We start from the raw sequence: 25947 nt of genomic DNA on the forward strand, positions 1-25947 counted from the left end.
TTCCGGGTTCTCCGTCATCCTTTCCGGACCGGCTGAGGACTTTCGGGAGCCGGTCCGGGAATCCAGACGCGGCCGAACACGTAGCGGGCCGCCTCGACTTCGTGCCGTTGGTCGGCGTGCAGGACGCCCAGCGCGTACGCGGTGGCCGGGGCGATGCGCGGGGTACGGGCCGCGGCGGCAGCTGCGGCAGCTGCCTCGGCCGCGTCGCGGTGGCGTTCCAGGGCGCGGCCCGCCTCCGCGAGGCGCGGGTCGATGCCGTCGGGGTCGAGTACCTCCTGGGCGTACCGGCTCAGACGGGCCAGCAGCCGGACGTGGTGCCAGGGGGCGTCCTGCCGGGCGTCGGCGGTGAGCGCGTCGGCGTTGTACGGGTGGCCGGCGCGGGCGAGCGGCAGTGCCGCGACGCCCTCCGCGAGCCGCCGGTGGGCCTGCTCGGCCAGCGGCGCCAGCACGTCCGCCGCGGGCCGGTCGGCGGCAGCGGTGAGCGGCGCTTCCGAGGCCAGTACGGCGACGGCGTCGGCGACCGCGTGGAAGCGGGAGGAGCCGAGCGCCTGGAGGGCCGCGGTGTGCGCGCGGGTGCGGGCGAGGGTGATCTGCCGTTCCAGCAGCGCACCGGCCCGCGCGGCCCCGGCGGAGAGGACGGCGTCGGCCTCGGTGCCGGACGCCCCGTCCCGGCCGGAGCCGGGGGAAGGTGTTTCCAGGGACGTGCCGTGGCCCGTACGCGCGGGGTCGCGGTCCCGGTCGGCCCGGCCGGTCAGCCGCTGCAACGCGCCCAGCAGGCGGTCCAGCCGTGCCGTACTGGCGTGCTCGCGGGCCAGTGTCCCGGACAGCCAGGCCAGTTCGCCCCGCAGGTGGTCGGCCCACTTCTCGTCCGTGAGGGGGCGGAAGGTGTGCAGGGCGCTGCCGATGCGCCGTGCCGAGGTGCGGAGTTGGGCCGCGGCCTCGCGGGTGCCTTCCGCGTCGGAGCCGCTCTCGCGGTGGGCGCGCAGGCTGCGCAGGAAGTCCGTCGCCTGGTGGTGCAGGTAGGCGGCGAGGATTTCCCTGGCGGTGTGCCCGGTCAGCATGGAACGCTCGGTTCCGTACGGGTGCGGGCGGCTGCCGGGGCGCGACGGCGGGCCGTCGGCCAGCGCGGCGGGCGCGCCGCCGGGCCCGGCGGGCTCGTAGCGGAGCGGGGGGACGTCATGTCGCTGGGCCACGCCGGCGCCTCCGGGCGTCAATGAGCATTTCCTGTACGTTGCGCAGCGGCGCGCCGTCCGCGTCGACCGCGTGCCGGGTCCAGTTGCCGTCCGGCCCCAGGTGCCAGGACGAGGTGGCGTCCGACGTACCGGTCTCCAGCAGCCGGTCGAGGGCGGCCCGGTGGCCCGGGTCGGTGACCCGGACCAGCGCCTCGATCCGCCGGTCCAGATTGCGGTGCATCATGTCGGCGCTGCCCAGCCAGACCTCCGGCTCGCCGCCGTTGCCGAAGGCGAACACCCGGGAGTGTTCGAGGAACCGGCCGAGGACGCTGCGGACCCGGATGTTCTCGCTGAGCCCCTCGACGCCGGGCCGCAGGGCACAGATGCCGCGCACCCACACGTCGACCGGCACGCCGGCCTGCGACGCGCGGTACAGCGCGTCGACGACCGCCTCGTCCACCATCGAGTTGACCTTGATGCGGACGTAGGCGGGCCGCCCGGCGCGGTGGTGCGCGACTTCCTTCGCGATGCGCTGGACGAGGCCGTCGCGCAGCGACTTGGGGGCCACCAGCAGCCGCCGGTAGGTCTCCCGGCGGGAGTAGCCGCTGAGCCGGTTGAAGAGGTCGGAGAGGTCCGCGCCCACCTGCGGGTCGGCGGTCAGCAGCCCCAGGTCCTCGTACAGCCGGGCCGTCTTGGGGTGGTAGTTCCCCGTTCCCACGTGCGAATAGCGGCGCAGCATCTCGCCTTCCTGGCGGACGACGAGCGACAGTTTGCAGTGCGTCTTGAGCCCGACCAGCCCGTACACGACATGGCAGCCCGCCTCCTCCAGTTTGCGCGCCCATTTGATGTTGGCCTGCTCGTCGAAGCGCGCCTTGATCTCGACCAGGACGAGCACCTGTTTGCCGGATTCGGCGGCGTCTATCAGGGCGTCGACGATCGGCGAATCACCGGATGTGCGGTACAGCGTCTGCTTGATGGCGAGGACGTCCGGGTCGGCGGCGGCCTGCTCCAGGAACGCCTGCACCGAGGTGGAGAACGAGTCGTACGGGTGGTGGAGCAGCACGTCACGGGCGCGCAGCGCGGCGAAGACGTCGGGCGCGGAGGCCGACTCGACCTCGGCGAGGTCGCGGTGGGTGCCCGCCACGAACTTCGGGTACTTCAGCTCCGGCCGGTCCAGGGCGCCGATCCCGAAGAGCCCGGTCAGGTCCAGGGGGCCGGGCAGCGGGTAGACCTCGGAGTCGGAGACCTTCAGCTCCTGGACGAGCAGGTCCAGCACGGCGGGGTCGATGGACTCCTCGACCTCCAGGCGCACCGGCGGCCCGAAGCGGCGCCGCATCAGCTCCTTCTCCAGCGCCTGGAGCAGGTTCTCCGCGTCGTCCTCCTCGACTTCGAGGTCCTCGTTGCGGGTCACCCGGAACATGTGGTGCGCCCGCACCTCCATCCCGGGGAACAGCTCCTCCAGATGGGCGGCGATCACGTCCTCGATGGGCACGTACCGCTGCGGGGCCGCCTCCAGGAAGCGGGAGAGCAGCGGCGGCACCTTGACCCGCGCGAAGTGGTCGTGGCCGCTGACCGGGTTGCGGACGACCACGGCCAGGTTGAGGGAGAGGCCGGAGATGTACGGGAACGGGTGGGCCGGGTCGACCGCCAGCGGGGTGAGGACGGGGAAGATCTGCTGGCGGAACAGGGTGAACAGCCGGGCCTGCTCCTTCTCGGTCAGGTCGGGCCAGCGGATCAGGTGGATGCCCTGGTCGGCGAGTTCGGGGGCGACGTCCTGCTGGAAGCAGGCGGCGTGCCGCGCCATCAGCTCGCGCGAGCGGGTCCAGATGAGGTCCAGCACCTCGCGGGGCTGGAGGCCGGAGGCGGAGCGGGTGGCGACGCCGGTCGCGATACGCCGTTTGAGGCCCGCGACGCGCACCATGAAGAACTCGTCCAGGTTGCTGGCGAAGATCGCCAGGAAGTTGGCCCGTTCGAGGAGCGGGGTGGCCGGGTCCTCGGCCAGCTCCAGCACCCGTTCGTTGAACGCCAGCCAGCTGCGCTCGCGGTCCAGGAACCGGCCGGCGGGCAGGTCCTCGTCGGCGCCGGCCGCACCGGACTCCTCGTAGTCGTCCAGGTCGGCGTCGAGGTCCGGCTCCAGCTCGGGCACCGGTACGGCCACCGCGTGCGGGCGGTGCGCGGCTATGGAGCCCACCGACGGCTGCGCGGAGGGCGGCAGGTGGGCCGCCGCCCGGGACGCGGTCGGCTCGGTCCGGTCCGGTGCCTGGGCGCTGGGCTGCTGGTTCATGACCTTATTCTTCCGCGCCGAGGGCGTTGCCAGCCCGTCGGACGGAGTCGGTACGGGGTGCAGGCGGCGACCGGCGGCGTTCGGGACAGCGGGCTGCATTCAGCGATGCTCGCAAGCGACGTTGAATCACCGGTAACGCGGATATGGCGGCCAGGCAAGCGGGCCGCTACCGGCCGGTGTTTACCTTCCCGTGTCTTGTGCGGGCGGGGGCGCACCCCAGGGCGCACGAGGGAGCGCGCGACAGCCCCGTCGCGCGCTCCCTGCCCTCGGCGGCCCCGTCGCCCGCCGGCTCGCGGTCAGACGTCCCAGGTGACCGGGAGGCTCTTCACCCCGTAGATGTCCGCGGCCTCCGGGCGCAGCTCGACCTCCTCGGCCGGTACCGCCAGGCGCAGCGTGGGAAAGCGGCTGACCAGGGCGGAGAAGGCGACCCGCATCTCGGTACGGGCCAGCTGCTGGCCCAGGCACTGGTGGACACCGTGGCCGAAGGCCAGGTGCCCGCCGCCCTGCCGCCGGATGTCGAGCACGTGGGGCTCGGCGAAGCGCTCGGGGTCGCGGTTGGCCGTGTTGAGCGACAGGATGACGCGCGTACCGGCCTCGAGGGTGTGGCCGCCCAGCTCCACGTCCTCCAGTGCCGTCCGCATGAACGTCTTGGCGACGCTCAGGTACCGCAGCAGTTCCTCCACGGCCCGGTCGGCGAGCGCGGGCTCGGCGCGCAGCGCGGCCAGCTGCGCCGGGTTCCGCAGCAGTGCGAACGTGCCCAGTGCCAGCATGTTCGCGGTGGTGTCGAGCCCGGCCGTCAGCAGGACCAGGCTGATCCCCTTCAGCTCCTCATCGGTCAGGTCGCTGTCGGTGAGGTCGCTGAGCACATCGTCGGTGGGGTGCGCGCGCTTGGCGGCCACCAGCTCCGCGAGGTAGTCCTGGGTCGCGGTGTAGGCCGCTATCAGGTCCTCGTCGCTCGTCTCCCCGTTCATGAACGACTCGACCTGCGCCTGGAAGGAGCCCCGCTCCTCGTACGGCACGCCCAGCAGCTCGCAGATGATGATGGCGGGGATGGGCCTGGCGAACGCGGGCACCAGGTCCGCCGGCGGCCCGGTCTTCTCCATGGCGTCCAGGCAGTCGGCGGTGATCTGCTCGACGCGCTCGGTGAGCAGGCGCATGCGCCGTACGGTGAATTTGCCCATCAGCGGCTTGCGGTAGCGCCGGTGCTCCGGGTCGTCCATGAGGACGAACTCGCCGGGCGGCGCCGGGGGGACCTCGATGCCTCCGTAGTCGACGGTCGGGTGGAGCATGAGCTCCCTGCGCGAGCTGAACCGCGGGTCCGCCAGGACCGACCTGACCAGGTCGTATCCGGTGATCAGCCAGCCCGGTTCGCCGCCCGGGAAGGTGTAGCGGCTGACCGGGCCGTGCCGGCGGGCCTCGACCAGCTCCGCCGGCGGGGCGAAGGGGCAGCCGGACCGGCGTCCCGTCGGCAGCGTCGTCATGGTGTGCAGGGATTCCCCCATGGCCATTCCTCATTTCGCGAAGGTACGTGTTTGAGGCACCTCGAAAGCTACGTTGCATTCAGTGTTTCGTCAACGCTGTAAGCGCGCTTTTCCCTGCACTGGCGGCGAGTTGATGCAATGACGCTAGACGCAAACGCAATGGCGCGTTGCAATGAGATTGGGCTAAGGCAATGCCCGGCGACCCGGCCGGACGAACGGCCTCGTCAGTTCCAGTCCACCGTTCCGGACTGGACGATGCGGCCGATGAAGTCGGTGTCGGCGAGGTCGGTGCCGCCGCACTGGTTGACCGACCCGCCGAAGGGGAGTGCGACGAGCAGCCCACCGGGCCCTGCGCCGTACGTGGTGGCGCCGCCGGTGCGGGGCCCGGTGTGCTGGGCGCAGGCGTTGCCGAACGCCGGGGAGAGGAAGGCGCCGACGCCACCCGCGAAGGCCGGTGCGGCAGCGGTGAGACCACCGGCGAACGCAGCGGCAGCCACTGCCAGAACTGTGCCGATCCGAAGCGTCATCAGAGGTGGTAAACGACTGCCGTCGTGAGTTGGTCACCCCGGCCCCACCGGTCGGCGCCCACGGGCCGCGCCGCCGGTGGGGCACGAACACACACTCCAGGGGCCGCCGACGGGCCCGGCCCGTCCGCGTGGAGGCCGTCGGTGAGCGCCCGCTCAGCGGCGTCGCAGCACCCGCGCGGCGACCAGGGCCAGCACCACCGCCGTCACCGCTGCCGCGCCCGTCACCAGCGCGGACTCCAGCCACGCCAGCGGCCAGCGGTGCGCGGCGGGGTGGCTGTCCACGTAGCCGCCCACCACCTTGTGCAGGCGCAGGCAGTCCGCGTACCCGTCGCCCGCGGAGCAGCTGCCCGCCGGCAGCCGCTCGCCGGACTCGGTGCGCAGCCCGCCGCCCTGGTACCAGGAGTCGTCCGGCAGCTCGGAGGCGTCGGTGCCGTCCGACGCGGCCCGCGTGGTCACGGTCGCCATCAGATGCGGGCGTACGGCGTCGAAGGCGTACGCCAGGAGGCCGGTCAGCAAAACGGTGACCGCCATCGCGGGCACCGTGCGCCGCAGCACCAGACCCGCCAGTACGCCGATCACCACCGACAGCAGGCAGTACGCGACCGGGACCGGGCCGAGCGCGTTGAACGTACCGGTGCTGTACCAGTACGCGCCGGACACCTCGTCGACGGCGGGCGCCAGGCACCAGGTGACCAGCGCGGACAGGGCCGACACCGCGGCCAGTACGAGCACCAGGGGCACCGCGCACTTGGCGGCGAACCACCGCACCGGGCTGACCGACTGCGTCCAGGCCAGCTTGGCGGTGCCGTTCTCCAGCTCGCGGGCGATCAGCGGGGCGCCGGCGAACATGCCGGCCGCGGCGGGCAGCAGCACCATCACGTCGGTGATCGTCCCGATGAGCGGCCCGTATGCGGCGCGGAAGGCGGTGACCGCCTCCTGGGTGCCCGCACAGGCCGGGAGCCGGGAGATCTCCGAGCAGCCCGCGATGTGGTGGCTGTCGATGTAGCCGGCCATCCGGGCGCGCAGCACCACGGCACCGGCCGCGGCGAGGAGCACGAACACCGCCAGCAGCCGGGCCGCCCACCGGTGCTGCCGCCAGACCAGCCAGGTCGCACCGTGCAGCGGGCCGCGCCAGACCCGTACGGCGTGCCGGGCGGCGCGGTCCTCGGTCGTGCCGGTGCTCACGTGCTGCGGGCCCCTTCCGAGGCGCGGGCCTCCCCCGGGCGGCCGGACGCGCCGGGGGGACGCGGCGCGGCGAAGGAGGTGCCGCGCGGACCCGCGGCGCGGGGTTCGGCGCTCGGGGCGATCAGTTCGGGCGCCCCGGGCTCGCGCAGGTAGGAGAGCAGCAGCTCTTCGAGCGTGGGGTCGGCGGCCTCCCACGGGCCGGTGACCGGGCCCTGGCGCCGGACGAGGGCGGTGAGCTGCCGCCCGGTGACACGGGACTCGATCACCGTGTGGGCGGCGATCTCCGGCGGCAGACCGCCCGCGGCGGCCCCGGTGTACGGGCCGCGCAGCAGGGTGTGCGCGCCGAGCACGTCGTCGGCCTCCCCGGCCACCCGGACCCGGCCGTCCGCGAGGACCAGCAGGTAGTCGCAGACGCCGTCCAGCTCGGCGAGGACGTGCGAGGACATCACGACGGTGGTGCCGTGCTCGGCGGCCTGGGCCATCAGCAGACCCACGATCTCGTGGCGTACGAGCGGGTCGAGGTCGGCCAGCGGCTCGTCGAGCAGCATCAGTTCGGGCCGCTTGGCGAAGACCAGGGCCAGCGCGACGCGGGTGCGCTGCCCGGACGACAGCGTGCCGACGCGTACGTCGAGGGGCACCTTGCCCTCCCGTACGATCCGCTCCGCCGTCTCGCGGCTCCACCGGGCCCGGTTCAGCTCGTACCCCATGCGCAGGGTCTCGGCGACGGTCAGCCGCCGGTACAGCGGCTTGTCCTGGGTGAGGAACGCGACGTGGGCGCGGCCCTGTGGCGTGGCGGGGTCCACGCCGTAGACCGTGACGGTGCCCTCGGACGGCCGGCGCAGCCCGGAGACCAGCGAGAACAGCGTGCTCTTGCCCGCGCCGTTGGGGCCGACCAGGGCGCACAGGCGGCCCGCGGGCAACCGGAAGGTGCAGTTCCGAAGGGCCCAGCCGCGGCGGACCCGCAACCCGAGTCCGACCGCCTCGATGGCGGTGTGTCCCGCGATCCGGCCGGCCGGGTCGCTCCTGCGGCGCAGCACTGTCCTGCCCCTCCCCGGTCTCCGGCCCCGTCGGTTGTCCGACGAAACAGTGGCAGGTTCGGCCACGTGTGCGACACCTGTCAACCCGCGTCCACGGGCCGAGCCCGGGGACGGGGCGCTGGGGTGGCCCGTGCGCAGTGCCCCGTGTGCCGGGTCAGCGGGCCGGGGGCGCCGGCCGTACGGAGACCGTCAGCCGGCCGTACGGTCCAGACCCCATCCCGTTAGGACTCCCCAGGGTGGGCGGGTGTTCCGGGAGGACGGAGGTGCCGGAGCCCGGGCCGCCGTCGGAGACGCGGCAGCGGGGCGGGTACGCGGAGGCAGCGGGACGGGTACGTGGAGGCGGCGGGGCGACGGGCGCCGCCGGCCCGGAGTACGGGACGACGGCGCCCATGGTCCGCCTCAGCGACGACGGCGCCCGTGGTCCGCTTCAGCGCGGAACTCGATCGGTTTCAGCGCGGAAGACGATCGGTCGCGTCAGCTCTCCGTCTCAACCGAGCACGGTGCGCGGCGGATCGGGAACGGGCGCCCGTGGGGGCGCGGCCGTCCTCAGGTCTCCGTGCGGTACATCAGGTCCGTCTCGTGCGTGGTGAAACCGAGCCGCTCGTAGACGGTCACGGCGGGCCCGTTGTCCGCGTCGACGTACAGCATCGCCGTCGGCACGCCCTGCGCCGCCAGGTGCCGCAGCCCGATCGCGGTGAGCGCCTTGCCGAGGCCGCCGCCCTGGGCGTCCGGCCGGACCCCGACCACGTACACCTCGCCCAGCCCCTCCTCCGCGTGGATCTTGGTCCAGTGGAAGCCGACCAGCCGGCCGTCCCGCTCGGCGAGGAAGAAGCCCTTGGGGTCGAACCAGGGCTCGCCCTTGCGGTCGTCCAGGTCCCGCTGGGTCAGCGAGCCCTGCTCGGGGTGGTGGGCGAAGGCCGCCGCGTTCGCCGCCAGCCATGCCGCGTCGTCCGCGCCCGGCTGGAAGGTCCGTACGGACACACCGTCCGGAAGCACCGGCTCCGCCAGATCCAGGCCGGTCAGCGGGCGGCGCATCTGCCGCAGCTCGCGGAAGAGCGTCATGCCGAGGGTCTGGGCGAGGTGGCGGGCCGCGGAGTGGCCGCCGTGCGCCCACACCCGCAGGCGGCGGCCGGACTGCTCCAGCAGCCCGGTGCCCAGCGCGCGGCCGTGGCCGTGGCCCCGGTGGGACGGGTGCACGACCAGCTCGGCGGCGGGCGCCTCCACGGGGTCGGTGTCCTCCAGCTGTGCGTACCCGGCGAGCACCCCGGCCTCGTCGTCCGGCCCGCCCGGTACGTACAGCAGCAGGTGCCGTACGCCCTCGCGCCGCCCGCCGCGCAGCTGGAGCCGCCCCTGTTCGGACACGGCGGGCTGCCCGTCCGTCGCCGCGGCCAGCTCGATCAGTTCGAGGACGGCGGCGGCCGCGTCCGGCGACAGCTCGTCCGCCACCACGATCCGCCGGCCGGTCCCGGCCTTGTCCTGTGCTGCGTCAGTCATGCTTCGAAGCGTACGACCCGGACGCCGGTACACCCGATGCACACCGCCCCGTCACCCGGTACCCCCTGTTCCGCTACGCGCGTTGACCGTACGCTACGTCCGCTCGGACACCAGCCCACAAGGGGGACCCACCATGTCACCGAGACCGCAGCGGCGGCGCGCGGCGCGCGCCCTGACGGCCGGGGCGGCGGCGCTCGCCGTGGCCGCCGGCCTCACGGCCGCGGCAGCGCCGGCCGGCGCCGAAGGCACCGCGACCGCCTCGCCCGCCCGGCCCGCCGGCCACGGCCACGGCGGCCACTCCGGCCGCACCGTCGACGTCCAGCTGCTCTCCTTCAACGACTTCCACGGCAACCTGGAGGCCCCGCAGGGCTCCTCCGGCACCATCGAGGAGGTGCAGCCCGACGGCAGCCGCAAGAAGGTCGAGGCAGGCGGCGTCGAGTACCTGGCCAACGCGCTGCGCACCGCGCGCAAGGGCCACCCGTACTCGGTCACCGCCGCGGCCGGTGACATGGTCGGCGCCAGCCCGCTGCTGTCCGGGCTCTTTCACGACGAGCCGACGATCGAGGCGATGAACAAGCTCGGCCTGGACGTCACCTCGGTCGGCAACCACGAGTTCGACGAGGGCCGCGCCGAGCTGACCCGCCTCCAGAAGGGCGGCTGCCACCCCACGGACGGCTGCTACGAGAAGGGCAGGCGTTTCCGGGGCGCCGACTTCCCGTACCTGGCCGCGAACGTCACGGACGAGAAGACCGGCCGCCCGATCCTCAAGCCCTACACGGTCTGGAAGCACAAGGGCGTCAAGATCGGCTTCATCGGGGTCACGCTGGAGGGCACGCCCGACGTGGTCAGCGCCAACGGCGTCAAGGGCCTGAAGTTCCACGACGAGGCCGAGACCATCGACAAGTACGCCAAGGAGCTGGACCGGCAGGGCGTGAAGTCGATCGTGGCGCTGGTCCACGAGGGCGGCATGCCGGCCTCTACCGCGTACAACTACGACTGCGACAGCCCCGGCCCCGGGTCCGGGATCTCCGGGCCGATCGCGGAGATCGCCAAGAAGGTCACGCCGAAGGTGGACGCGCTGGTCACCGGCCACACCCACCAGGCGTACGCGTGCACGATCCCGGACCCGTCCGGCATGCCGCGCACCGTCACCTCGGCCGCGTCCTTCGGCAAGCTCTACACGGACACCACGCTCACCTACGACCGGCGCACCAAGGACATCGTCCGTACGTCGGTGAAGTCGGCCACCGCGCGCAACCACGTCGTCAACCGCACGCAGCCCAAGGCCGCGGACATGACCGCGCTCATCCGGCGCTGGAACAAGCTCGCCGCGCCGGTCGCCGACAAGCCCGTCGGCTACATTTCCGCCGACATTCCGGGCCGCGGGCAGGCGACACCCGAGACGCCGCTCGGCGACCTGATCTCCGACGCGCAGCTGGAGGCCACCGCGGCGGCGGACAAGGGCGGTGCGCAGCTCGCCCTGATGAACCCCGGCGGCATCCGCTCCGACCTCGCGTACAAGGCGTCCGGGAGCGAGGGCGACGGCGTGGTCACGTACGGCGAAGCCTTCACCGTGCAGCCCTTCACCAACATGACCAACGTGGTGTCGCTCACCGGCGCGCAGCTGCTGACCACGCTCCAACAGCAGGTCAGCGGACCGAACGAGGCGTCCCCGAAGATCCTCCAGGTCTCCAGGGGGCTGACGTACACCCTGGACCTGACCAAGTCGGGCGCGGACCGCGTGGTCAAGGACTCGGTGCGGCTGAACGGCGCGCCGGTCGACCCGGCCAAGACCTACCGCGTCGCCATGAACGAGTTCCTGGCCGGCGGCGGTGACGGCTTCACCGCCCTCAAGGAGGGCAAGGACAAGTATGTCGGACCGTCCGACCTGGACGCCTTCACCGCCTACCTGACGGCGCACTCCTCGGCCACCGCGCCGCTGGCACCGCCGAAGGCGGACCGGATCACGGTCGTGAAGTAGCTGGAGCAGCCCTGCGGTTGTCCGGCATACGGCCCGGCGGGCACATCCCCGCCGGGCCGCTTGCGCGGCGTCCGCGTCATCCGCGCTCCCCTTCCCGGGACCGGCTGTCCGTTCGCGCGTGGAAGCCGCCCGCCAGGAGCGGGACGTCGTCGCCGGTGTAGACGGACAGGCTGTCGTGGCCCAAGCGGTACCGGGCCTCCTTGCGGAAATCCCGCAGCATGCGCTGTTCCACCGATGCGGCGCTCTCGCCACACGGCCGGTCCGTCGTGGTGGCCGCACCGGAGAATTCCATGGTGGCCGGGCCGATCTCCGCCTTCGCCTCGAAGTCGTTGCAGCCGAGGGTGCCGTGTACGGTGCCGTCGCTCTCGAAGACGACGTGGACCTCGCCGATGCCCGGGGCGATGTCGTCCGGTGCCACCTGGCTGTCGTACTCGAACAGGGAATCCACGGTCCACTCAGTACCGAGGAGAGGTGCGGGAACACCGCGTTGCAGCTCGAACCCGTCCTTGCGGGTGTTGACGAGAAACACGGTGTCCGCCGACGGGGCGCGGTCGGCCCGCAGTTCGCCGCGCAGCAGCAGCTTCACGTACTTCTCGAACGTGGCGCGTTCACGGCCGCAGTCCGCCTTGCCGTCTTCCGGGCCCGGCGATGAGACGGCTGCGGACATCCGCACGTCACCGATGCGCACCCGGCTGTCGTCGATATCGGCGGCGGCCCGGAAACGGTGGCATCCGAGGCTGCCCTCGGCGTGCCCGGTGCCGTCGAAGGTGATCCAGGCCGAGCCGTGCGGTGCCGCCGTCACACCGCCGTCCAGCCTCAGCCGTTCGATGTTCCAGTGTGTGCCGGTGATGGGGGGCCGGGAACGGGACCGCTCCGGCGTCGGGGCATCGGACTTCGCGCCCTCGGTGCCCGTGGGCGCCGTCCTCGTGGGCGCGGCTCTCGTGTCCTGGCTGCGCACGCCATCGGAGCCCGGCTGCGAGCCGCACGACGACAGTACGGCGATCGCTGCCAAGCCCCCGGCCCAGATGACGGCCCGGCGGGTCCGGACCCGTCCTTTCCGCGCTTTCCCCAGCGTCATGGCCCCCGCTCCCTCACACTCGACACGCCTGCGTCGCCCACCACTCTCTCAGCCTGCCTCCCCCAAGGAACCGGCCGCGCACTCCCACGCCCCTGGAAGGGACAGCCCATGACGCCGACCTCCGGCCTCCCCGGCCCCGCCCGGCCCGCCCACTCCCCTCGCGGCCCCCGCCGCTCCCGCCGCCCCCGGCTGCGTCCGGCCGCTCTCGCTCTGAGTGCCGCGCTGCTGGGCGCCGGGACACCCACCGCGTACGCGGCACTCTCCGACGGCTCCCGGCCCGCCGCCGCGAACGCCGCACCGTCCCAGCAGGCCGCCGAGGGGCGCCCGTACGTCGAGACCAGCCTGCTGTTCGGCACCGCCCGGCCCCACGGCGGGCCCCCGGTCACGGACAAGGAGTTCCACGCCTTCGTGGACGCGTTCGTCACCCCACGCTTTCCCGACGGCCTCACCGTCCAGGACGGTTACGGCCAGTACCGCGACTCCCACGGCACGATCGAACGCGAGCGCTCGTACGAGCTGATCCTGCTCTATCCGGCGTCCGAGGCCCGGCCCAACGACCCCGAGATCGAGGAGATCCGCGCCGCCTACATGAAGCGCTTCGGCCAGGAGTCCGTGGCCCGGATCGACGACCGGGCGCGGGTGGACTTCTGAGGCCGGTGCGGTCGTGTGCGACGAGGATCAATCCCGCCTCCGCGCCATGTTCACTCTGGAGTGAACATGGGCTAGGGTGGCGGCATCCCGGCCGGATGCGTCAGAGGCGCACCGCCCCGCTCCCGGCCGGGCCGACGATCCGCCACGACAGCAGCGAGGTTGAGGGCCATGCCGACTCTGGGAATCATCGGGAGCGGGCACCTCGGCGCGGCGGTCGCCCGGCTGGCGGTGGCCGCCGGCATCCCGGTCGTGATGGCCAACTCCCGCGGCCCGGAGAGCCTTGCCGGGCTCACCGCCGGGCTGGGGCCGCTGGCCACCGCGGGCTTCACCGAGGAAGCCGCACGGGCCGGTGAGTTCGTGGTGCTGGCCGTCCCGCTGACGGCCGTACCGGCCCTGCCCGCCGCGGCGCTGCGCGGCGGGACGGTCCTGGACGCCTGCGCCTACTCCCCGCGCCGCGACGGCCGGATCACCCCGCTCGACACCGAGGAGCTGACCACCGGCGAACTCGTACAGGAGCACCTGCCCGGGGCACGCCTGGTCAAGGCGTTCAGCAACGTCCTGGCGCACCATCTCCCCCAACTCGCCCGCCCCACCGGCGCACCGGACCGCTCCGCCCTGCCGGTCGCGGGCGACCACAGCGACGCGAAGCGCGCGGCGGCGGCCTTGATCGACCGGCTCGGCTTCGACACGGTGGACGCCGGGCCGCTGTCCGCGAGCTGGCGGTTCGAGCCTGAGTCGGCCGCCTGCACCCGGCTGTACGCCGCCGATCCGGACGTACCGCGCGACCGGCTGCGCGAGGTGCCCGCCCTGCCCGTACCGGCCGAGGGCCTGCGGGCCGCACTGACGCAGGCCCGGCGCGTACGCGTCGCCGACCGCGCCCACTGACCGGCAGTCGGGCGGGCCGGTGCCCCCGGCCTACCTGCCCCTGGCCTCCGCGAGCGTGTGCGCAACCAGCGCGTTGGCGTGCCCGTGCCCCATCCCGTGCTCGGCCTTCAGCCAGCCGACCAGCTCCATGTGCTTGCTCGGCGGCGCAGCGCGGATAAGCTCCTGCCACTCGGCTATCGCCCGCCCGTATTTCTTCTCGATCGACGGGAAGTAGCTCGCCGGGCCCTTCACAGCGGTTTCGGTCATGCCCGCAGTCTTGCACCCGCCACTGACAACAGGCCCGGCCCAGCCACGGCGCCAAGGTGCGGCCCACCGCCCCGCGTTCAGCGGAAGTCGGCCACGTGGTCCTCGGCCCACTGCTCGAAGGTGCGGGCCGGGCGGCCGGTGACCTGCTGGACCGTGTCGGTGACCGGCGCCGTCGTGCCGACGGCGGTCGCGAAGAGGCGGAAGATCTGGAGCAGGGCCTCCTTGGGCAGGCCCGGCGTCGCGTGCTCCTCGGCGGCCTGCTCCTCGGAGATCTTCTCCATCCGCGTCGGGCGGCCGAGGACCCGGCCGATGACGGCGGCCTGCTCCTCCCTGGTGAGGGACGCCGGTCCGGTGACGGCGTACACCTGGCCGACGTGCGTGCCGGTGCCGTCCAGGAGGGCCGCGGCGGCGACGGCGGCGAGGTCGTCCTCGTGCACGGGCGAGACGGCCGCTCCCGGGTGCGGGTCGCGGATCACGTCGCCGGACCGGATCGCCTCGGCCCACTGGAGCGCGTTGGCGGCGTACGCGCCGCCGCGTATGAAGGTCCACTCCAGGCCGGAGGCCCGTACCGCGTCCTCCACGGCGCCGTGCATCCGGGAGAGGAAGTTGCCCTCGTCCTCCGGGCCGTCGGTGACGGCAATCGAGGAGTTGAGGACGATACGGCGCACCCCGGCCCGCACCGCGGCATCGACGACCGTGCGGGCCGCGTCACCGCCGCCCGCCGCCAGGTTGAGGAACAGGGCGTCGGCGCCGGCCAGGGCCGGTTCGAGCGACGCCGGGTCGGTCAGGTCGGCGCGTACCGTCTCGGCCGCGGACGGCAGCCCGGCCCGCTCGGGGTCGCGGGTCAGCGCGCGGACGGCGGCGCCTTCCGCGAGCAGCTGTCCGACCAGGCTGCGGCCGATGTTGCCGGTGGCTCCGGTTACTACGATCATCACTGGGCCCTTTCAGGAGGCGTGGTGCGGGCGCAGGTGCCCGACCGCTGACTTCGATCAACACCGGACCGCGCCGGGAATTCCCCGCGCCACCGGTCCGCCGGGTGCCCTCCGCCCCGCGTACCGGCGGGTTTTGGCCACGCGGGCGGGACAAGCCCGTGCATACCTCTCTTACCGCCAGTAGGACTTGCGTTCGAGGGCCGTGCGCATGGTGGGATGTCCTGATGCGCATCCCCACACGCATACCCTCACCCTCCTCGGACCCTCCCCCCGCACCGGACGCATCGGAAACAAGAACAACAGCGCAGCGAGCGGCGACGGGCCGGACGGTCCCCACCGCAGCCGCGCGTGACGAACAGGGCAGCACGGGCGACATGGACAGTACGGGCCATCCGGCCGGTTCGGGGGAAAGCGGCGGAGCGGGCCATGCGGGCGGCGGCGCTCCCGACCGCGGCACCGGCGACACCGCCCGGTTCGAGAAGATCAACCCGTATGCGGACCTGGCCGCGCTCGCCGACCCCGAGCCGGACCCGGACGCGGACCCCGCGACCGGCCCGGCACGGCTGACCCGGCGTACGTACCTCAACGAGCGCGACGACAGCGACGACCCGCTGGGCCTGGGGCTGCGCTCCGAGGAGGACGACCCGGAGGCCGCCTGGACACCGCCCGACCACCGCCGCCGCAAGCGCGGGATCAGCCGCTTCGCGGCCGTATCGAAGACGGTGAAGCTGCTGGTCGCGGTCCTGGTGTGCGCGGCGTTCCTGGGGCTGTCCGACCGGTTCGCCGTGCTGTACGCGCAGCACGCGGCCGAGGAGAAGCTGAAGGAATCGCTGCACCTGAACGCCACCCCGGAAGTGGACATCAAGGGCTTCCCCTTCCTGACCCAGGTGGCCGGCAAGCGGCTGGACCAGGTGGACGTCACCGTCCCGGACCTGGCGGCCGACCGGGTGTCGCTGGCCAAGGTCGAGGCGACCGCGAAGGACGTCCGGCTCGACGGCGACCTGCCCGCCTCCCTCACGGGCGCCACGGTCGGCACCATGCAGGGCACCGTGCTGCTGTCGTTCGACGACATGAACCGGGAACTGGGCGCCTCGCAGGTCAGGTTCAGCGAGCTGGGCCCGAACTCGGTCCGCGCGGTGGGGCAGCTGCCCATCGCCGGGCACGAACTGCGCGTCCAGGCCGAGGCGCACATCCGGCAGGCCGGTGACCGCGGAATCTCCACCGACATCAGCAAGATGCGGCTGGACATCGCCGACGTGGCCGTCTACCGGCCGGGTACCGGCAAGGAGGAGGGCCTGCGGCTGACCCGCAAAGCCGCGGCCGAGGTGAGCCGGCAGGCCGCCAAGGTCAAGGCGCTGCTCGGCGTGCCCGCCATCGCCCACCGCCTGGGGATCCCGCAGGAGGCCATCGACGACGCGCTGCGCAGCGAGGAGAAGCTGCACGAGCTGACCGGCGCGCCGCGCTTCATCGAGCAGCTGATGAAGGTCAACCTCGTCGACGTGGTGATCGACCACCCGTGGCTGCTCCAGAAGGTCGGCATCGACCCGAAGATCCTGGGCGCGCTGTCCGGCCTGACCAAGCCGCAGCTGGCCGACCGGCTGTCGCTGTCCTTCCGGCTGCCCAAGACGCCCGGTGACGTCCGGCTGCGGGACATCTCCGTGGAGCAGGACGGCATCCGGGTGAAGTTCTCGGGGGCCGCGCTGCCGATCGGCAGCGCGGCGAAGGGGAAGTAGCGGGACGCATCGTGGGGGCGGCCGGCGGGCCGCCCCCACGTCCTATGCCGTCGGCAGGTCCGGCGGCGGTGCGGCCGCCCCCGGCAGGCTCAGCAGGGCCTCCGCGCCACCGCCCGCCGCCGCCCGCAACTCCACCGTGCCGCCCGCCTGGTACGCCGTGCGCGCCACGATCGACAGGCCGAGACCGCTGCCCGGCAGACTGCGGGCCGACGGCGAGCGCCAGAACCGCTCGAAGACGTGCGGCAGCTCCTCCTCGGGGATGCCCGGCCCGTGGTCGCGCACCCGCAGTTCGCCCTTGCGCAGACTGACCTCCACGGCCCCGTCCTCCGGGCTGAACTTGACCGCGTTGTCCAGCAGGTTGACCACCGCCCGCTCCAGCGCGGCCGGCTCGGCCCGTACGTACCAGGGGTCCAGCTCGGCGGTGATGTCCAGGGTCGGGCCGCGCAGCCGGGCGCGGCGCAGCGCCGAGTCCACGATGTCGTGGAGCGCGACGACCGGTACCCCGGCCGAGCCGCCCGGCCCGGTCTCCGGCGTACGGGAGAGTTCCTGGAGGTCGCCGATGAGCGCGGCCAGCTCCCCCATCTGCGCCTTCACCGAGGACAGCAGCGCCTCCTTGTCGTCTGCGGGCAGCTGCCGCCCGGACCGCTCACTGCGCACCAGCAGGTCGATGTTGGTACGCAGCGAGGTCAGCGGCGTCCGCAGCTCGTGCCCGGCGTCCGCGATCAGCTGCTGCTGGAGGTCACGGGAGGAGGCCAGCGCGGCGGTCATGGAGTTGAAGGAGCGCGAGAGGCGGGCGATCTCATCCTCGCCCTCGGCGGGGATGCGGATAGTCAAGTCCTCCGTTCGGGCGACGTGTTCGACGGCTTCGGTGAGCCGGTCCACGGGTCTGAGCCCGGTCCGGGCCACCCACAGGCCCGCGGTGGCGGCACCGAGCACGCCGATGCCGGTGACGATCAGGAGGATGAGGGCCAGCTGGTTGAGGGGCTGGGTGACCGGGTCCATGGGGGTCGCGATGGAGATCGCGATCCGGTTGCCGAGCGCGTCGACGAACGGGCCGTCGTAGGGTCGGGTGATCACCCGCATCTCCTCGCCGTTGGCGGCCCGGGTGGTGTGCAGCGCCTGCCTGGACTCCCCCTTGGCCACCGCCACATCGCTCGACTGCACCGGGATGCGGGTCTTCTCCCACCAGGTGCAGACGCCGCCGTCGGACGTCACGATCTGGACCGTGTACTGCGTGGGCAGGCGCAGCCGGACGTCGCCCGGCACCGGATTGTTGCACCGGGACGCCAGCGCTTGCACGTACTCGGCGTCCACTCCCTGGTGATTCAGGGTCTCGTCGACCTGCCGGGTGAGCTGGTCGCGGGTCACCAGCCAGCAGGCGGCGGCGGAGGCGGCCACGGCGAACGCGACGGCGACCGTAGTGAGCATGGCCAGCCGGGAGCGCAACGGCAGTTGCCGGTAGCGGCGGACGATGCGCTCCTTGAGCCCCGGGCGCCCGCCGCCGGTGCCGGAAGCCGGGGCAGGACCGCCCTCGATCACTTCCCGTCTCATTCCGCCCCGCCCTCGGTGCGCAGCACGTACCCCACCCCGCGCACCGTGTGCACCAGCCGCGGTTCGCCGCCCGCCTCCGTCTTGCGGCGCAGGTACATCACGTACACGTCCAGGGAGTTGGAGGTCGGCTCGAAGTCGAAGCCCCAGACCGCCTTGAGGATCTGCTCGCGGGTGAGCACCTGGCGCGGGTGCGCGAGGAACATCTCCAGCAGCGTGAACTCGGTACGGGTCAGCTCCACCGGCCGGCCCCCGCGGGTCACCTCCCGCGTCGCCAGGTCCATCCGCAGGTCGGCGAAGGTCAGCGCCTCGCCGTCCGCGGGCTGCGCGCCGGCCGCGGCCGCGTACGAGCTGCGGCGCAGCAGCGCGCGGATACGGGCCAGGAGTTCGTCCAGCTCGAAGGGTTTGACGAGGTAGTCGTCGGCGCCGGCGTCCAGGCCGGTGACCCGGTCGCCGACCGTGTCGCGGGCGGTCAGCATCAGGATGGGTACGGTCACGCCGCCCGCCCGCAGCCGGCGGGCGGCCGTCAGCCCGTCCATCCGGGGCATCAGCACGTCCAGGACGATCAGTTCGGGGTCGTACGAGGCGACCTTCTCGACCGCGTCGAGGCCGTCCACGGCCTGCTCGGTCCCGTACCCCTCGAAGGCGAGAGAGCGCTGCAGCGCCTCCCGGACGGCCGGCTCGTCGTCGACGATCAGGATGCGGGCGGGCTGATCACCGTGCTCGGCGGGGCTCATGGCTGTGACTACCTCGGATGTCGATGTGGGCGGCGGACCGGGGATTCCGCGGTCCTGCCCGTCAGCCTCGCACGTCGGTGACCGGGGCACGCCGCTCGGCACGGTGTTCGCGATGCGCAGCGGGGCACGTGCCGGGGCGCAGGGGCGCGGCGGTCACCTCCGGGCGGCGGCCCGGGGCGGCCGGGCCACCGTCGCGGTGGGCCGCTTGGGGCGGGGCCGCGCCGTCGCCACCTCGGCCGGCCGCTCGGCGCGGGCCGCCGCCACCCGGGCCTCGGCCTCGGCCAGGTCGAGGGCCAGGTCCAGGTCGGCGGGCCCGGTGCGGGCGTCCGCGCCGTGGTCGACGCACCGCATGCCCGCACTGCGCCGTTCGCCGCCCGCGCTCCAGGCGATGGCGGCCGCGAGGGCACGGCGGGCGCGGTGGACGGGGACGGTGATCTTGCTGGCCATGGGGGCCTCCTCAGACGTGAGGTTCGGGGGTACGGGAGGTTCGGGGCGGGGAACCGGGTAGGCCGGGGAAAGCCGGGCGGGGCGGGGCAGAAACGTTTCAGGGGAGAGTGGGCGACCCGTTCGGGGAGGCGGGAGCGCGGCCCGGGAAGCAGGCCGGACAGAGCCGCGGCGCCGAGGCCGGGCCCATCCCCCGGGCCCGGTCCCGGCCGGCCACCGCCGTGCCTCAGCTGTTGCTGCTGCCGCCCGCCCGGAGATTGGCGAGGTCCGCCTTGACGGTGTTGATCGGGATGGCGAAGCCGAGGCCGACGCTCCCCGCGGAGCTGCTGCCCTGGGCGGAACTCGGCGAGTACATCGCCGAGTTGATGCCGATGACCCGGCCCTTCATGTCGATCAGCGCACCGCCGGAGTTGCCGGGGTTGAGCGCCGCGTCGGTCTGGATGGCCTTGTACGTGGTTTTCGACTGCCCGGTGTCGCCGTTGTACTGGTTGCCGCCGAACTCGAACGGCCACCGCGGCCCGCCCTGCTCCTGCTGCTGTTGCCCCTCGTCCTTGGGGACCGTCACATCGCGCTTGAGGGCGGAGACGATGCCGCTGGTGACCGAGCCGGTGAGCCCCTCCGGCGAGCCGATGGCCACGACCTCGTCGCCGACCGCGAGCTTGTCGGAGTCGCCGAGCGAGGCGGTGGTCAGGTTCTTGGCGCCCTTGACCTTGAGCAGCGCCAGGTCCTTGTCCGGGTCGGTGCCCACCACGTCGGCCTGCTTCTTGCTGCCGTCGCTGAAGGTGACCTCGACCGAGTCCGCGCCGGCCACCACGTGGTTGTTGGTGATGATCTCGCCGTCCGGGGTGATGACCACGCCGGAGCCGGTGGACTGGCCACTGGCCGTCCGCGCCTTGATCTCGACTATGGCGGGGCTGACGGCCTTGGCGACCGCCGAGACGCCGCTGCTCTTGGACGAGCCCGCGTTGACGGCCGGGGTGGTGGTGTTGGTCTGCTGCTGCTCCGTCGCGTTCCCGATGAGCGCGGCGCTGCCGCCGCCGATCAGACCGGAGGCGAGCGCCACGGCCGCGATCAGCGCGACGGGACGGCGGGCCCGGCGGCGCGGCGCGGGCGCTCCGGTGGCCTCGGGGTCCACGGGGCCGCCCGGTCCGCCGGTTCCGGCCGTGCCGCCCGGGCCGACGGGGGTGTCCTGACCTGCCGGGGCGCCGGCCGCCGAGTGCTGCGCGCTGTACGGCGGGTGGGGCGGGGGCGGCGGGTAGCCCGTCCCGCTCGTCCCGCCCTGCGCCTGCGGCCCGTGGGCGTAACCCTGGTACTGAGGTGTGTCGTCGCCGCTACGGCGGTAGCTCTCGGTCATGTACCCGACTGTGCGAGCCGATCATGAGAACCGTCTGAGAACGTCCTGAGAGGCCCGACAGAAGTAGGTATGCCCGGTGTAAGGAAGATCAGTGGCGGGGTGGCCGCCGGCTCAGGCGCGCGGCGACCGGTCGACGCTCGGCACCGAACCGCCGGCGGCCGGACCGCAGCCGCACGAGCCCCGGACCACCAGCCGCGCCGGGAACTGCCGCAGCCGCTCGCGCCGCGAGCCGACCACCCGCAGGCCGTCGTCCAGCACCAGGTCCACCGCGGCCCGCGCCATCGCCTCCCGGTCCGAGGCGACCGTGGTCAGCGGCGGGTCGGTCAGCGCGGCTTCCTTCACGTCGTCGAAGCCGGCCACCGCCAGCTCGCCCGGTACGTCGATGCGCAGCTCGCGCGCCGCGCGCAGCACGCCGATCGCCTGGTCGTCGGTCGCGCACATGATGGCCGGCGGCCGGTCCGGGCCGGCGAGCAGTTCCAGGGCGACCTGGTAGGCGTCGTAACGGTTGTACGGCGCCTGGAAATACCGGCCTTCGAGTGACTTTCCGGACTCCTCCATGGCCCGGCGCCACCCCTCCAGGTGATCGGTGACCGGGTCGCCGGACTTGGGCGTCTCTTCCGTGCCGCCCAGGAAGGCGACGTACGGATGGCCGTGTTCCAGCAGATGGCGGGTGGCCAGCTGCGCGCCGCCCACGTCGTCCGTCATCACGGCCACGTCGTCGATGGCGTCGGGCCTGCGGTGCAGCAGCACCACCCGGGCGTCCCAGGCGTCGATCTCGGCCGCCGCGTGCTCGCTGGGTCCCTGGCTGATCAGGATCAGGCCGGCCACCCGCATGCCCAAGAAGGCGCGCAGGTAGTGCACTTCACGCTCGTCGAGGTAGTCGGCGTTGCCGACCAGCACCATCTTCCCGCGCTCGGCGGCAGCCTGCTCGACGGCGTGTGCCATCTCCGCGAAGAACGGCTGCCGGGTGTCCGGCACGATCAGACCTATCAGGTCCGTCCGCCGGGACGCCATCGCCTGCGCCACCCGGTCCGGGCGGTACCCCAGCTCCTTGATCGCGTCGAGCACCCGCTCGCGCGTGGCCGGGGCGACCGGCCTCGGTCCGTTGTTGATGACGTAACTCACCACGGCGGTCGAGGTACCCGCCAGTTTTGCCACATCATCCCGCGTCACCTTGGCCACGCGCGGCAGTCTACGCGGGTGGTTCTACCTCTTGGCAGGCCGAGCCGCGGCGGCTTCCATCCCGGTGCCGGCGCGCGAGGGCGCGGTGCGGCGCACGCCCGCGCCCGCGCCGTCCTCCGTGCCGTCGCCGTTCGCCGCGGCCCGGCCGCCGCGCTTGTCCTGCGGGTCCCGGTCCTCCGCCGCGCGCTCGGGCTTCTCCGGCGTCACGAAGCGGTAGCCGACGTTGCGCACGGTGCCGATCAGCGACTCGTGCTCCGGGCCCAGCTTCGCGCGCAGCCGCCGGACGTGTACGTCGACGGTGCGCGTACCGCCGAAGTAGTCGTAGCCCCACACCTCTTGCAGCAGCTGGGCGCGGGTGAAGACCCGGCCCGGGTGCTGCGCCAGGTACTTCAGCAGCTCGAACTCCTTGAAGGTCAGGTCCAGGACCCGGCCCTTGAGCTTGGCGCTGTAGGTCGCCTCGTCCACCGACAGGTCGCCGTTGCGGATCTCCATCGGGCTGTCGTCGGCGGTGATCTGCTGGCGGCCCATGGCCAGCCGCAGCCGGGCCTCGACCTCGGCCGGGCCGGCGGTGTCCAGCAGGACGTCGTCGATGCCCCAGTCCGCGGTGACGGCGGCCAGGCCGCCCTCGGTCACCACCAGCATCAGCGGGCAGCCGGGGCCGGTGGAGCGCAGCAGCTGGCACAGCGACCGTACGTGCGGCAGGTCGCGCCGCCCGTCGATCAGTATGACGTCGGCGCCGGGGGTGTCCACCAGGGCCGGGCCCTCGGCCGGGGCGACCCGCACGCTGTGCAGCAGCAGGCCGAGCGCGGGCAGCACCTCCGTCGAGGGCTGGAGTGCGTTGGTCAGGAGCAGCAGCGAGCTCATCGCCGACCACCCGCCCGGGTCGCGGCCGGCCGTTTACTGCCCTTCGTGTCCTGCACGCTTCGCTCGCCCATTACGTCTGGTTCCTCCTCGGTCCCTGCGAACGGGGCCCCTCCCATGCCGTTCTTCCCGGCCATGGGGGCGTATGCGGCACTGCTTCGTACGGACGGCTCCCCTGCCACCCGAAGGGCCCTGTGGAGCGCCGGTGCGCTCATCCGCGCGTGAACGCGGTTGAAAGCACAAAAGGACCCGGGGGCAACGCTGCCCGGATCCTTCTTGCCCAGCAGAATAGCCCACATGACTTCCGGACCCGAGGCGGATTTTGCGCGATCTTGTGTTCCGTCGATCACTTCGAGTGGCCGGCGCACGTCGCTGTTGACGGAGGACGGGGTCCGGATCGACGCCGCGTACACGCCTCGGCGCGCCCCCTCGGCCGCCCCCGGGGACGGCCTCGCGGTGGTCCTCGCGCACGGCTTCACCGGTGCGCTGGAACGGCCCGCGCTGCGCCGCGCGGCCGAGGTCTTCGCCCAGCGTGCGGCCGTGATCACGTTCTCCTTCCGCGGGCACGGGCGGTCCGGCGGACGGTCCACGGTCGGCGACCGCGAGGTGCTGGACCTGGCCGCGGCGGTCGGCTGGGCGCGCGCCCTGGGCCACCGCCGGGTGGCGACCGTGGGCTTCTCCATGGGCGGCTCGGTCGTCCTGCGGCACGCCGCGCTGTCCGGAGGGGCGCGCGGGGGGCGCACAGATGCGCGGACCGACATGGTGGTGTCGGTGAGTGCTCCCGCGCGGTGGTTCTACCGGGGTACGGCCTCGATGCGCAGGCTGCACTGGGTGGTGACGCGGCCCGCGGGACGCCTGGTGTCGCGCCTGGGGCTGCGGACCCGCATCCACCCGGAGGACTGGGACCCCGTGCCGCTCTCCCCCGTCGCGGCCGTCCCGCGGATCGCCCCCACCCCGCTGCTGATCGTGCACGGCGACCGGGACCCGTACTTCCCGCTGGACCACCCGCGGATGCTCGCCGCGGCCGCCGACCCGGCGACCAGCGATCTGTGGCTGGAGCGGGGCTTCGGCCACGCGGAGAACGCGGCGCCCGAAGCGCTGCTCACCCGGATCGCGGCGTGGACGGCCGAACGGGCGGCGGAGGCGGACGGAAACTGACGGCGGCGGCCCGCTCCCCGGGGAACGGGCCGCCCCGCTCACTCCGCCTCGGCCAGCGGCTCCGCGAACTGGGCCGCGTACAGCCGCGCGTAGGCGCCGTCCGCTGCCAGCAGCGCGTCGTGCGTGCCCTGCTCGACGATGGCGCCGGACTCCATGACCAGGATCAGGTCCGCGTCGCGGATCGTGGAGAGCCGGTGCGCGATCACGAAGCTGGTGCGGCCGGTGCGCAGCTGCGCCATGGCGTGCTGGATGAGGACCTCGGTACGGGTGTCGACCGAGCTGGTGGCCTCGTCCAGGACCAGGATCGCCGGTTCGGCGAGGAACGCCCGGGCGATGGTGATCAGCTGCTTCTCGCCCACCGAGACGTTGCCGCCCTCGTCGTCGATCACGGTGTCGTAGCCGTCGGGCAGGGTGCGTACGAAGCGGTCCACATGGGTGGCCTTCGCCGCCTCGATGATCTTGTCCATCGAGATGCCCTCGGGCGCGCCGTAGGCGATGTTCTCGGCGATGGTGCCGCCGAAGAGCCAGGTGTCCTGGAGGACCATGCCGATGTTGGAGCGCAGCTCCTCGCGGGTCATCGTCCGGATGTCCACACCGTCCAGGGTGATCCGGCCGCCGCGCACCTCGTAGAACCGCATCAGCAGGTTGACCAGCGTGGTCTTGCCGGCGCCGGTCGGGCCGACGATGGCGACCGTCTGGCCCGGGTGGACGGCCAGCGACAGGTCGTCGATGAGCGGCTTGTCCTCCTCGTAGCGGAAGGAGACGTCCTCGAAGACGACGTGTCCGCCGACGTGCTCGGGGCGCTGCGGCGCGGCGTCGTCCGGCTCCTGCTCGGCGGCGTCCAGCAGCTCGAAGACCCGCTCCGCCGAGGCGACGCCGGACTGCACCAGGTTGGCCATCGAGGCGACCTGGGTGAGCGGCTGGCTGAACTGCCGGGAGTACTGGACGAACGCCTGCACGTCACCGATGGACAGGGCGCCGGAGGCCACCCGCAGGCCGCCGACCACCGCCACCAGGACGTAGTTCAGGTTCCCGATGAACATCATCGCGGGCTGGATGATCCCGGAGATGAACTGGGCCCGGAAGCCCGCTTCGTACAGCGCGTCGTTCTGCTCGCGGAACAGCGCGGCGGACTCCTTCTGCCGGCCGAAGACCTTGACCAGGGAGTGGCCCGTGTACATCTCCTCGATGTGCGCGTTCAGCTTGCCGGTGGTCTTCCACTGCCGGACGAACTGGGGCTGCGCCCGCTTGCCGACCTTGGTGGCGACGACGACCGAGACCGGGACCGTGACCAGCGCGACCAGGGCCAGCAGCGGCGAGATCCAGAACATCATCGCCAGCACGCCGACAATGGTCAGCAGCGAGGCGAGGATCTGGCTCAGGGTCTGCTGGAGCGTCTGCTGGATGTTGTCGATGTCGTTGGTGGCGCGGGAGAGCACCTCGCCGCGCGGCTGCTTGTCGAAGTAGCGCAGCGGCAGCCGCGCCAGCTTCTCCTCCACCTGCTCGCGCAGCCGGAAGACGGTGCGCTGGACGACGAAGGTGGCGATCCTGGCCTGGACGAAACCGAAGGCGGAAGCGCCCACGTAGATCAGGAAGACCCACAGCAGGACCACGCCGACGGCGCCGAAGTCGATGCCCTGGCCGGGCACGACCGGCATCGTGCCGAGCATGTCGGCCAGCCCGTTCTCGCCCTGGGCGCGCAGGTGCGCGACGGCCTCGGCCTTGGAGACGCCGCCGGGCAGCTGCTTGCCGACGATGCCCGCCATGATCAGGTCGGTGGCGTGACCGAGGACCTTGGGGCCCAGAACGGACAGCGCGACGCTGAGCACCCCCAGCGCCACGGCCACCCACATGACCGCCCGCTCGGGCTTCATCTGGCGCAGCAGCCGCAGGCCGGAGCCCTTGAAGTCCATGACCTTCTCGGTGGGCTGGCCGCCCATCATGCGCGCGGGCCCGGCGGCGGGCGCCGGACCGCGC

At 73.0% G+C, this 25947-nt stretch carries 22 protein-coding genes; 5 read left to right on the forward strand and 17 right to left on the reverse strand.

Annotated elements, in window-relative coordinates; translation table 11 throughout:
* Positions 1-14: 14 nt before the first annotated feature.
* The 7 genes from ACH4FX_RS11490 to mshD all read right to left on the reverse strand — a co-directional run bounded on the left by ACH4FX_RS11490 (position 15) and on the right by mshD (position 9180).
* Positions 15-1214, reverse strand: coding sequence for a CHAD domain-containing protein (locus tag ACH4FX_RS11490; RefSeq protein WP_398477534.1), 1200 nt, complete (start codon positions 1212-1214; stop codon positions 15-17).
* Positions 1177-3456 (reverse strand): RNA degradosome polyphosphate kinase, encoded by a 2280-nt coding sequence (locus tag ACH4FX_RS11495; protein WP_398477536.1) that lies wholly within the window; start codon positions 3454-3456, stop codon positions 1177-1179. Before ACH4FX_RS11495 ends, ACH4FX_RS11490 begins: the two co-directional genes overlap by 38 nt.
* Before the next feature lie 296 nt (positions 3457-3752).
* Positions 3753-4958, reverse strand: coding sequence for a cytochrome P450 (locus ACH4FX_RS11500; RefSeq protein ID WP_398477538.1), 1206 nt, complete (start codon positions 4956-4958; stop codon positions 3753-3755).
* Positions 4959-5161: 203 nt separating this feature from the next.
* A complete protein-coding gene (locus ACH4FX_RS11505) occupies positions 5162-5434 on the reverse strand; it encodes a hypothetical protein (RefSeq protein WP_398477540.1) in 273 nt (90 codons plus the stop codon).
* A gap of 183 nt (positions 5435-5617) precedes the next feature.
* Positions 5618-6649, reverse strand: coding sequence for an ABC transporter permease (locus ACH4FX_RS11510; protein WP_398477542.1), 1032 nt, complete (start codon positions 6647-6649; stop codon positions 5618-5620).
* Positions 6646-7686, reverse strand: a complete 1041-nt coding sequence (locus ACH4FX_RS11515; protein ID WP_398477543.1) for an ABC transporter ATP-binding protein — start codon at positions 7684-7686, stop codon at positions 6646-6648. Before ACH4FX_RS11515 ends, ACH4FX_RS11510 begins: the two co-directional genes overlap by 4 nt.
* 546 nt (positions 7687-8232) lie before the next feature.
* Positions 8233-9180 (reverse strand): mycothiol synthase, encoded by a 948-nt coding sequence (gene mshD, locus ACH4FX_RS11520; protein WP_398477545.1) that lies wholly within the window; start codon positions 9178-9180, stop codon positions 8233-8235.
* Between the two features lie 133 nt (positions 9181-9313).
* On the opposite strand from mshD, the gene ACH4FX_RS11525 reads away from it, so the two are divergent.
* Positions 9314-11161 carry a bifunctional metallophosphatase/5'-nucleotidase gene (locus ACH4FX_RS11525; protein WP_398477547.1) on the forward strand — a complete coding sequence of 616 codons (1848 nt, stop codon included), beginning with the start codon at positions 9314-9316 and terminating at the stop codon, positions 11159-11161.
* A gap of 76 nt (positions 11162-11237) precedes the next feature.
* Here the strand turns inward: ACH4FX_RS11525 and ACH4FX_RS11530 are convergent, their stop codons facing one another.
* Positions 11238-12239 (reverse strand): META domain-containing protein, encoded by a 1002-nt coding sequence (locus ACH4FX_RS11530; protein ID WP_398477549.1) that lies wholly within the window; start codon positions 12237-12239, stop codon positions 11238-11240.
* 108 nt (positions 12240-12347) lie between these two features.
* On the opposite strand from ACH4FX_RS11530, the gene ACH4FX_RS11535 reads away from it, so the two are divergent.
* Both ACH4FX_RS11535 and ACH4FX_RS11540 read left to right on the forward strand, forming a co-directional pair.
* Entirely contained in the window at positions 12348-12890 is a 543-nt protein-coding gene (locus tag ACH4FX_RS11535) for a DUF3574 domain-containing protein (RefSeq protein ID WP_398477550.1), read from the forward strand.
* Positions 12891-13058: 168 nt separating this feature from the next.
* The gene (locus ACH4FX_RS11540; protein ID WP_398477552.1) at positions 13059-13775 is read left to right on the forward strand and encodes an NADPH-dependent F420 reductase; all 717 of its coding nucleotides are present in this window, start codon (positions 13059-13061) and stop codon (positions 13773-13775) included.
* 30 nt (positions 13776-13805) lie between these two features.
* On the opposite strand, the gene ACH4FX_RS11545 is transcribed toward ACH4FX_RS11540, so the two are convergent.
* Positions 13806-14021, reverse strand: coding sequence for a DUF4287 domain-containing protein (locus ACH4FX_RS11545; RefSeq protein ID WP_398477554.1), 216 nt, complete (start codon positions 14019-14021; stop codon positions 13806-13808).
* A 77-nt stretch (positions 14022-14098) separates the two neighbouring features.
* On the reverse strand, positions 14099-14953 hold the full coding sequence (locus tag ACH4FX_RS11550) for an NAD(P)H-binding protein (RefSeq protein ID WP_398477556.1): 855 nt from the start codon (positions 14951-14953) through the stop codon (positions 14099-14101).
* A 374-nt stretch (positions 14954-15327) separates the two neighbouring features.
* Between ACH4FX_RS11550 and ACH4FX_RS11555 the strand changes: the two genes are divergently transcribed.
* Entirely contained in the window at positions 15328-16686 is a 1359-nt protein-coding gene (locus tag ACH4FX_RS11555; RefSeq protein WP_398477558.1) for a DUF2993 domain-containing protein, read from the forward strand.
* A gap of 42 nt (positions 16687-16728) precedes the next feature.
* Here ACH4FX_RS11555 and ACH4FX_RS11560 read toward each other — a convergent pair whose 3' ends face one another.
* The 6 genes from ACH4FX_RS11560 to ACH4FX_RS11585 form a co-directional block, all read right to left on the reverse strand.
* The gene (locus ACH4FX_RS11560) at positions 16729-18237 is read right to left on the reverse strand and encodes a sensor histidine kinase (protein WP_398477560.1); all 1509 of its coding nucleotides are present in this window, start codon (positions 18235-18237) and stop codon (positions 16729-16731) included.
* A complete protein-coding gene (locus ACH4FX_RS11565; RefSeq protein ID WP_398477562.1) occupies positions 18234-18971 on the reverse strand; it encodes a response regulator transcription factor in 738 nt (245 codons plus the stop codon). The genes ACH4FX_RS11560 and ACH4FX_RS11565 overlap by 4 nt, the downstream gene beginning before the upstream one ends.
* 153 nt (positions 18972-19124) lie before the next feature.
* Positions 19125-19418: a hypothetical protein gene (locus ACH4FX_RS11570; RefSeq protein ID WP_398477564.1), complete on the reverse strand. Its 294-nt coding sequence runs from the start codon at positions 19416-19418 to the stop codon at positions 19125-19127.
* Between the two features lie 223 nt (positions 19419-19641).
* A complete protein-coding gene (locus ACH4FX_RS11575) occupies positions 19642-20769 on the reverse strand; it encodes a S1C family serine protease (protein ID WP_398477566.1) in 1128 nt (375 codons plus the stop codon).
* 111 nt (positions 20770-20880) lie between these two features.
* Positions 20881-21951 (reverse strand): LacI family DNA-binding transcriptional regulator, encoded by a 1071-nt coding sequence (locus tag ACH4FX_RS11580; protein WP_398477568.1) that lies wholly within the window; start codon positions 21949-21951, stop codon positions 20881-20883.
* Positions 21952-21975: 24 nt separating this feature from the next.
* Positions 21976-22815: a winged-helix domain-containing protein gene (locus ACH4FX_RS11585; RefSeq protein ID WP_398477570.1), complete on the reverse strand. Its 840-nt coding sequence runs from the start codon at positions 22813-22815 to the stop codon at positions 21976-21978.
* A gap of 294 nt (positions 22816-23109) precedes the next feature.
* On the opposite strand from ACH4FX_RS11585, the gene ACH4FX_RS11590 reads away from it, so the two are divergent.
* Positions 23110-23970, forward strand: coding sequence for an alpha/beta hydrolase (locus tag ACH4FX_RS11590; RefSeq protein WP_398477572.1), 861 nt, complete (start codon positions 23110-23112; stop codon positions 23968-23970).
* Positions 23971-24008: 38 nt separating this feature from the next.
* Here ACH4FX_RS11590 and ACH4FX_RS11595 read toward each other — a convergent pair whose 3' ends face one another.
* Positions 24009-25910, reverse strand: a complete 1902-nt coding sequence (locus tag ACH4FX_RS11595; protein WP_398477719.1) for an ABC transporter ATP-binding protein — start codon at positions 25908-25910, stop codon at positions 24009-24011.
* Positions 25911-25947: the final 37 nt, after the last annotated feature.

Source organism: Streptomyces sp. NPDC018019 (assembly GCF_044327805.1).
In the GTDB taxonomy this organism is placed as follows: Bacteria; Actinomycetota; Actinomycetes; order Streptomycetales; family Streptomycetaceae; genus Streptomyces.

What these genes read in the sequence shown, in the direction of transcription:
- ACH4FX_RS11495 (WP_398477536.1), bottom strand. Translation starts at nt 3,456, where the DNA reads ATGAACCAGCAGCCCAGCGCCCAGGCACCGGACCGGACCGAGCCGACC.
- ACH4FX_RS11500 (WP_398477538.1), bottom strand. Translation starts at nt 4,958, where the DNA reads ATGGGGGAATCCCTGCACACCATGACGACGCTGCCGACGGGACGCCGG.
- mshD (WP_398477545.1), bottom strand. Translation starts at nt 9,180, where the DNA reads ATGACTGACGCAGCACAGGACAAGGCCGGGACCGGCCGGCGGATCGTG.
- ACH4FX_RS11525 (WP_398477547.1), top strand. Translation starts at nt 9,314, where the DNA reads ATGTCACCGAGACCGCAGCGGCGGCGCGCGGCGCGCGCCCTGACGGCC.
- ACH4FX_RS11530 (WP_398477549.1), bottom strand. Translation starts at nt 12,239, where the DNA reads ATGACGCTGGGGAAAGCGCGGAAAGGACGGGTCCGGACCCGCCGGGCC.
- ACH4FX_RS11535 (WP_398477550.1), top strand. Translation starts at nt 12,348, where the DNA reads ATGACGCCGACCTCCGGCCTCCCCGGCCCCGCCCGGCCCGCCCACTCC.
- ACH4FX_RS11540 (WP_398477552.1), top strand. Translation starts at nt 13,059, where the DNA reads ATGCCGACTCTGGGAATCATCGGGAGCGGGCACCTCGGCGCGGCGGTC.
- ACH4FX_RS11545 (WP_398477554.1), bottom strand. Translation starts at nt 14,021, where the DNA reads ATGACCGAAACCGCTGTGAAGGGCCCGGCGAGCTACTTCCCGTCGATC.
- ACH4FX_RS11550 (WP_398477556.1), bottom strand. Translation starts at nt 14,953, where the DNA reads ATGATCGTAGTAACCGGAGCCACCGGCAACATCGGCCGCAGCCTGGTC.
- ACH4FX_RS11555 (WP_398477558.1), top strand. Translation starts at nt 15,328, where the DNA reads ATGGACAGTACGGGCCATCCGGCCGGTTCGGGGGAAAGCGGCGGAGCG.
- ACH4FX_RS11560 (WP_398477560.1), bottom strand. Translation starts at nt 18,237, where the DNA reads ATGAGACGGGAAGTGATCGAGGGCGGTCCTGCCCCGGCTTCCGGCACC.
- ACH4FX_RS11565 (WP_398477562.1), bottom strand. Translation starts at nt 18,971, where the DNA reads ATGAGCCCCGCCGAGCACGGTGATCAGCCCGCCCGCATCCTGATCGTC.
- ACH4FX_RS11570 (WP_398477564.1), bottom strand. Translation starts at nt 19,418, where the DNA reads ATGGCCAGCAAGATCACCGTCCCCGTCCACCGCGCCCGCCGTGCCCTC.
- ACH4FX_RS11575 (WP_398477566.1), bottom strand. Translation starts at nt 20,769, where the DNA reads ATGACCGAGAGCTACCGCCGTAGCGGCGACGACACACCTCAGTACCAG.
- ACH4FX_RS11585 (WP_398477570.1), bottom strand. Translation starts at nt 22,815, where the DNA reads ATGAGCTCGCTGCTGCTCCTGACCAACGCACTCCAGCCCTCGACGGAG.
- ACH4FX_RS11590 (WP_398477572.1), top strand. Translation starts at nt 23,110, where the DNA reads ATGACTTCCGGACCCGAGGCGGATTTTGCGCGATCTTGTGTTCCGTCG.
- ACH4FX_RS11595 (WP_398477719.1), bottom strand. Translation starts at nt 25,910, where the DNA reads ATGGGCGGCCAGCCCACCGAGAAGGTCATGGACTTCAAGGGCTCCGGC.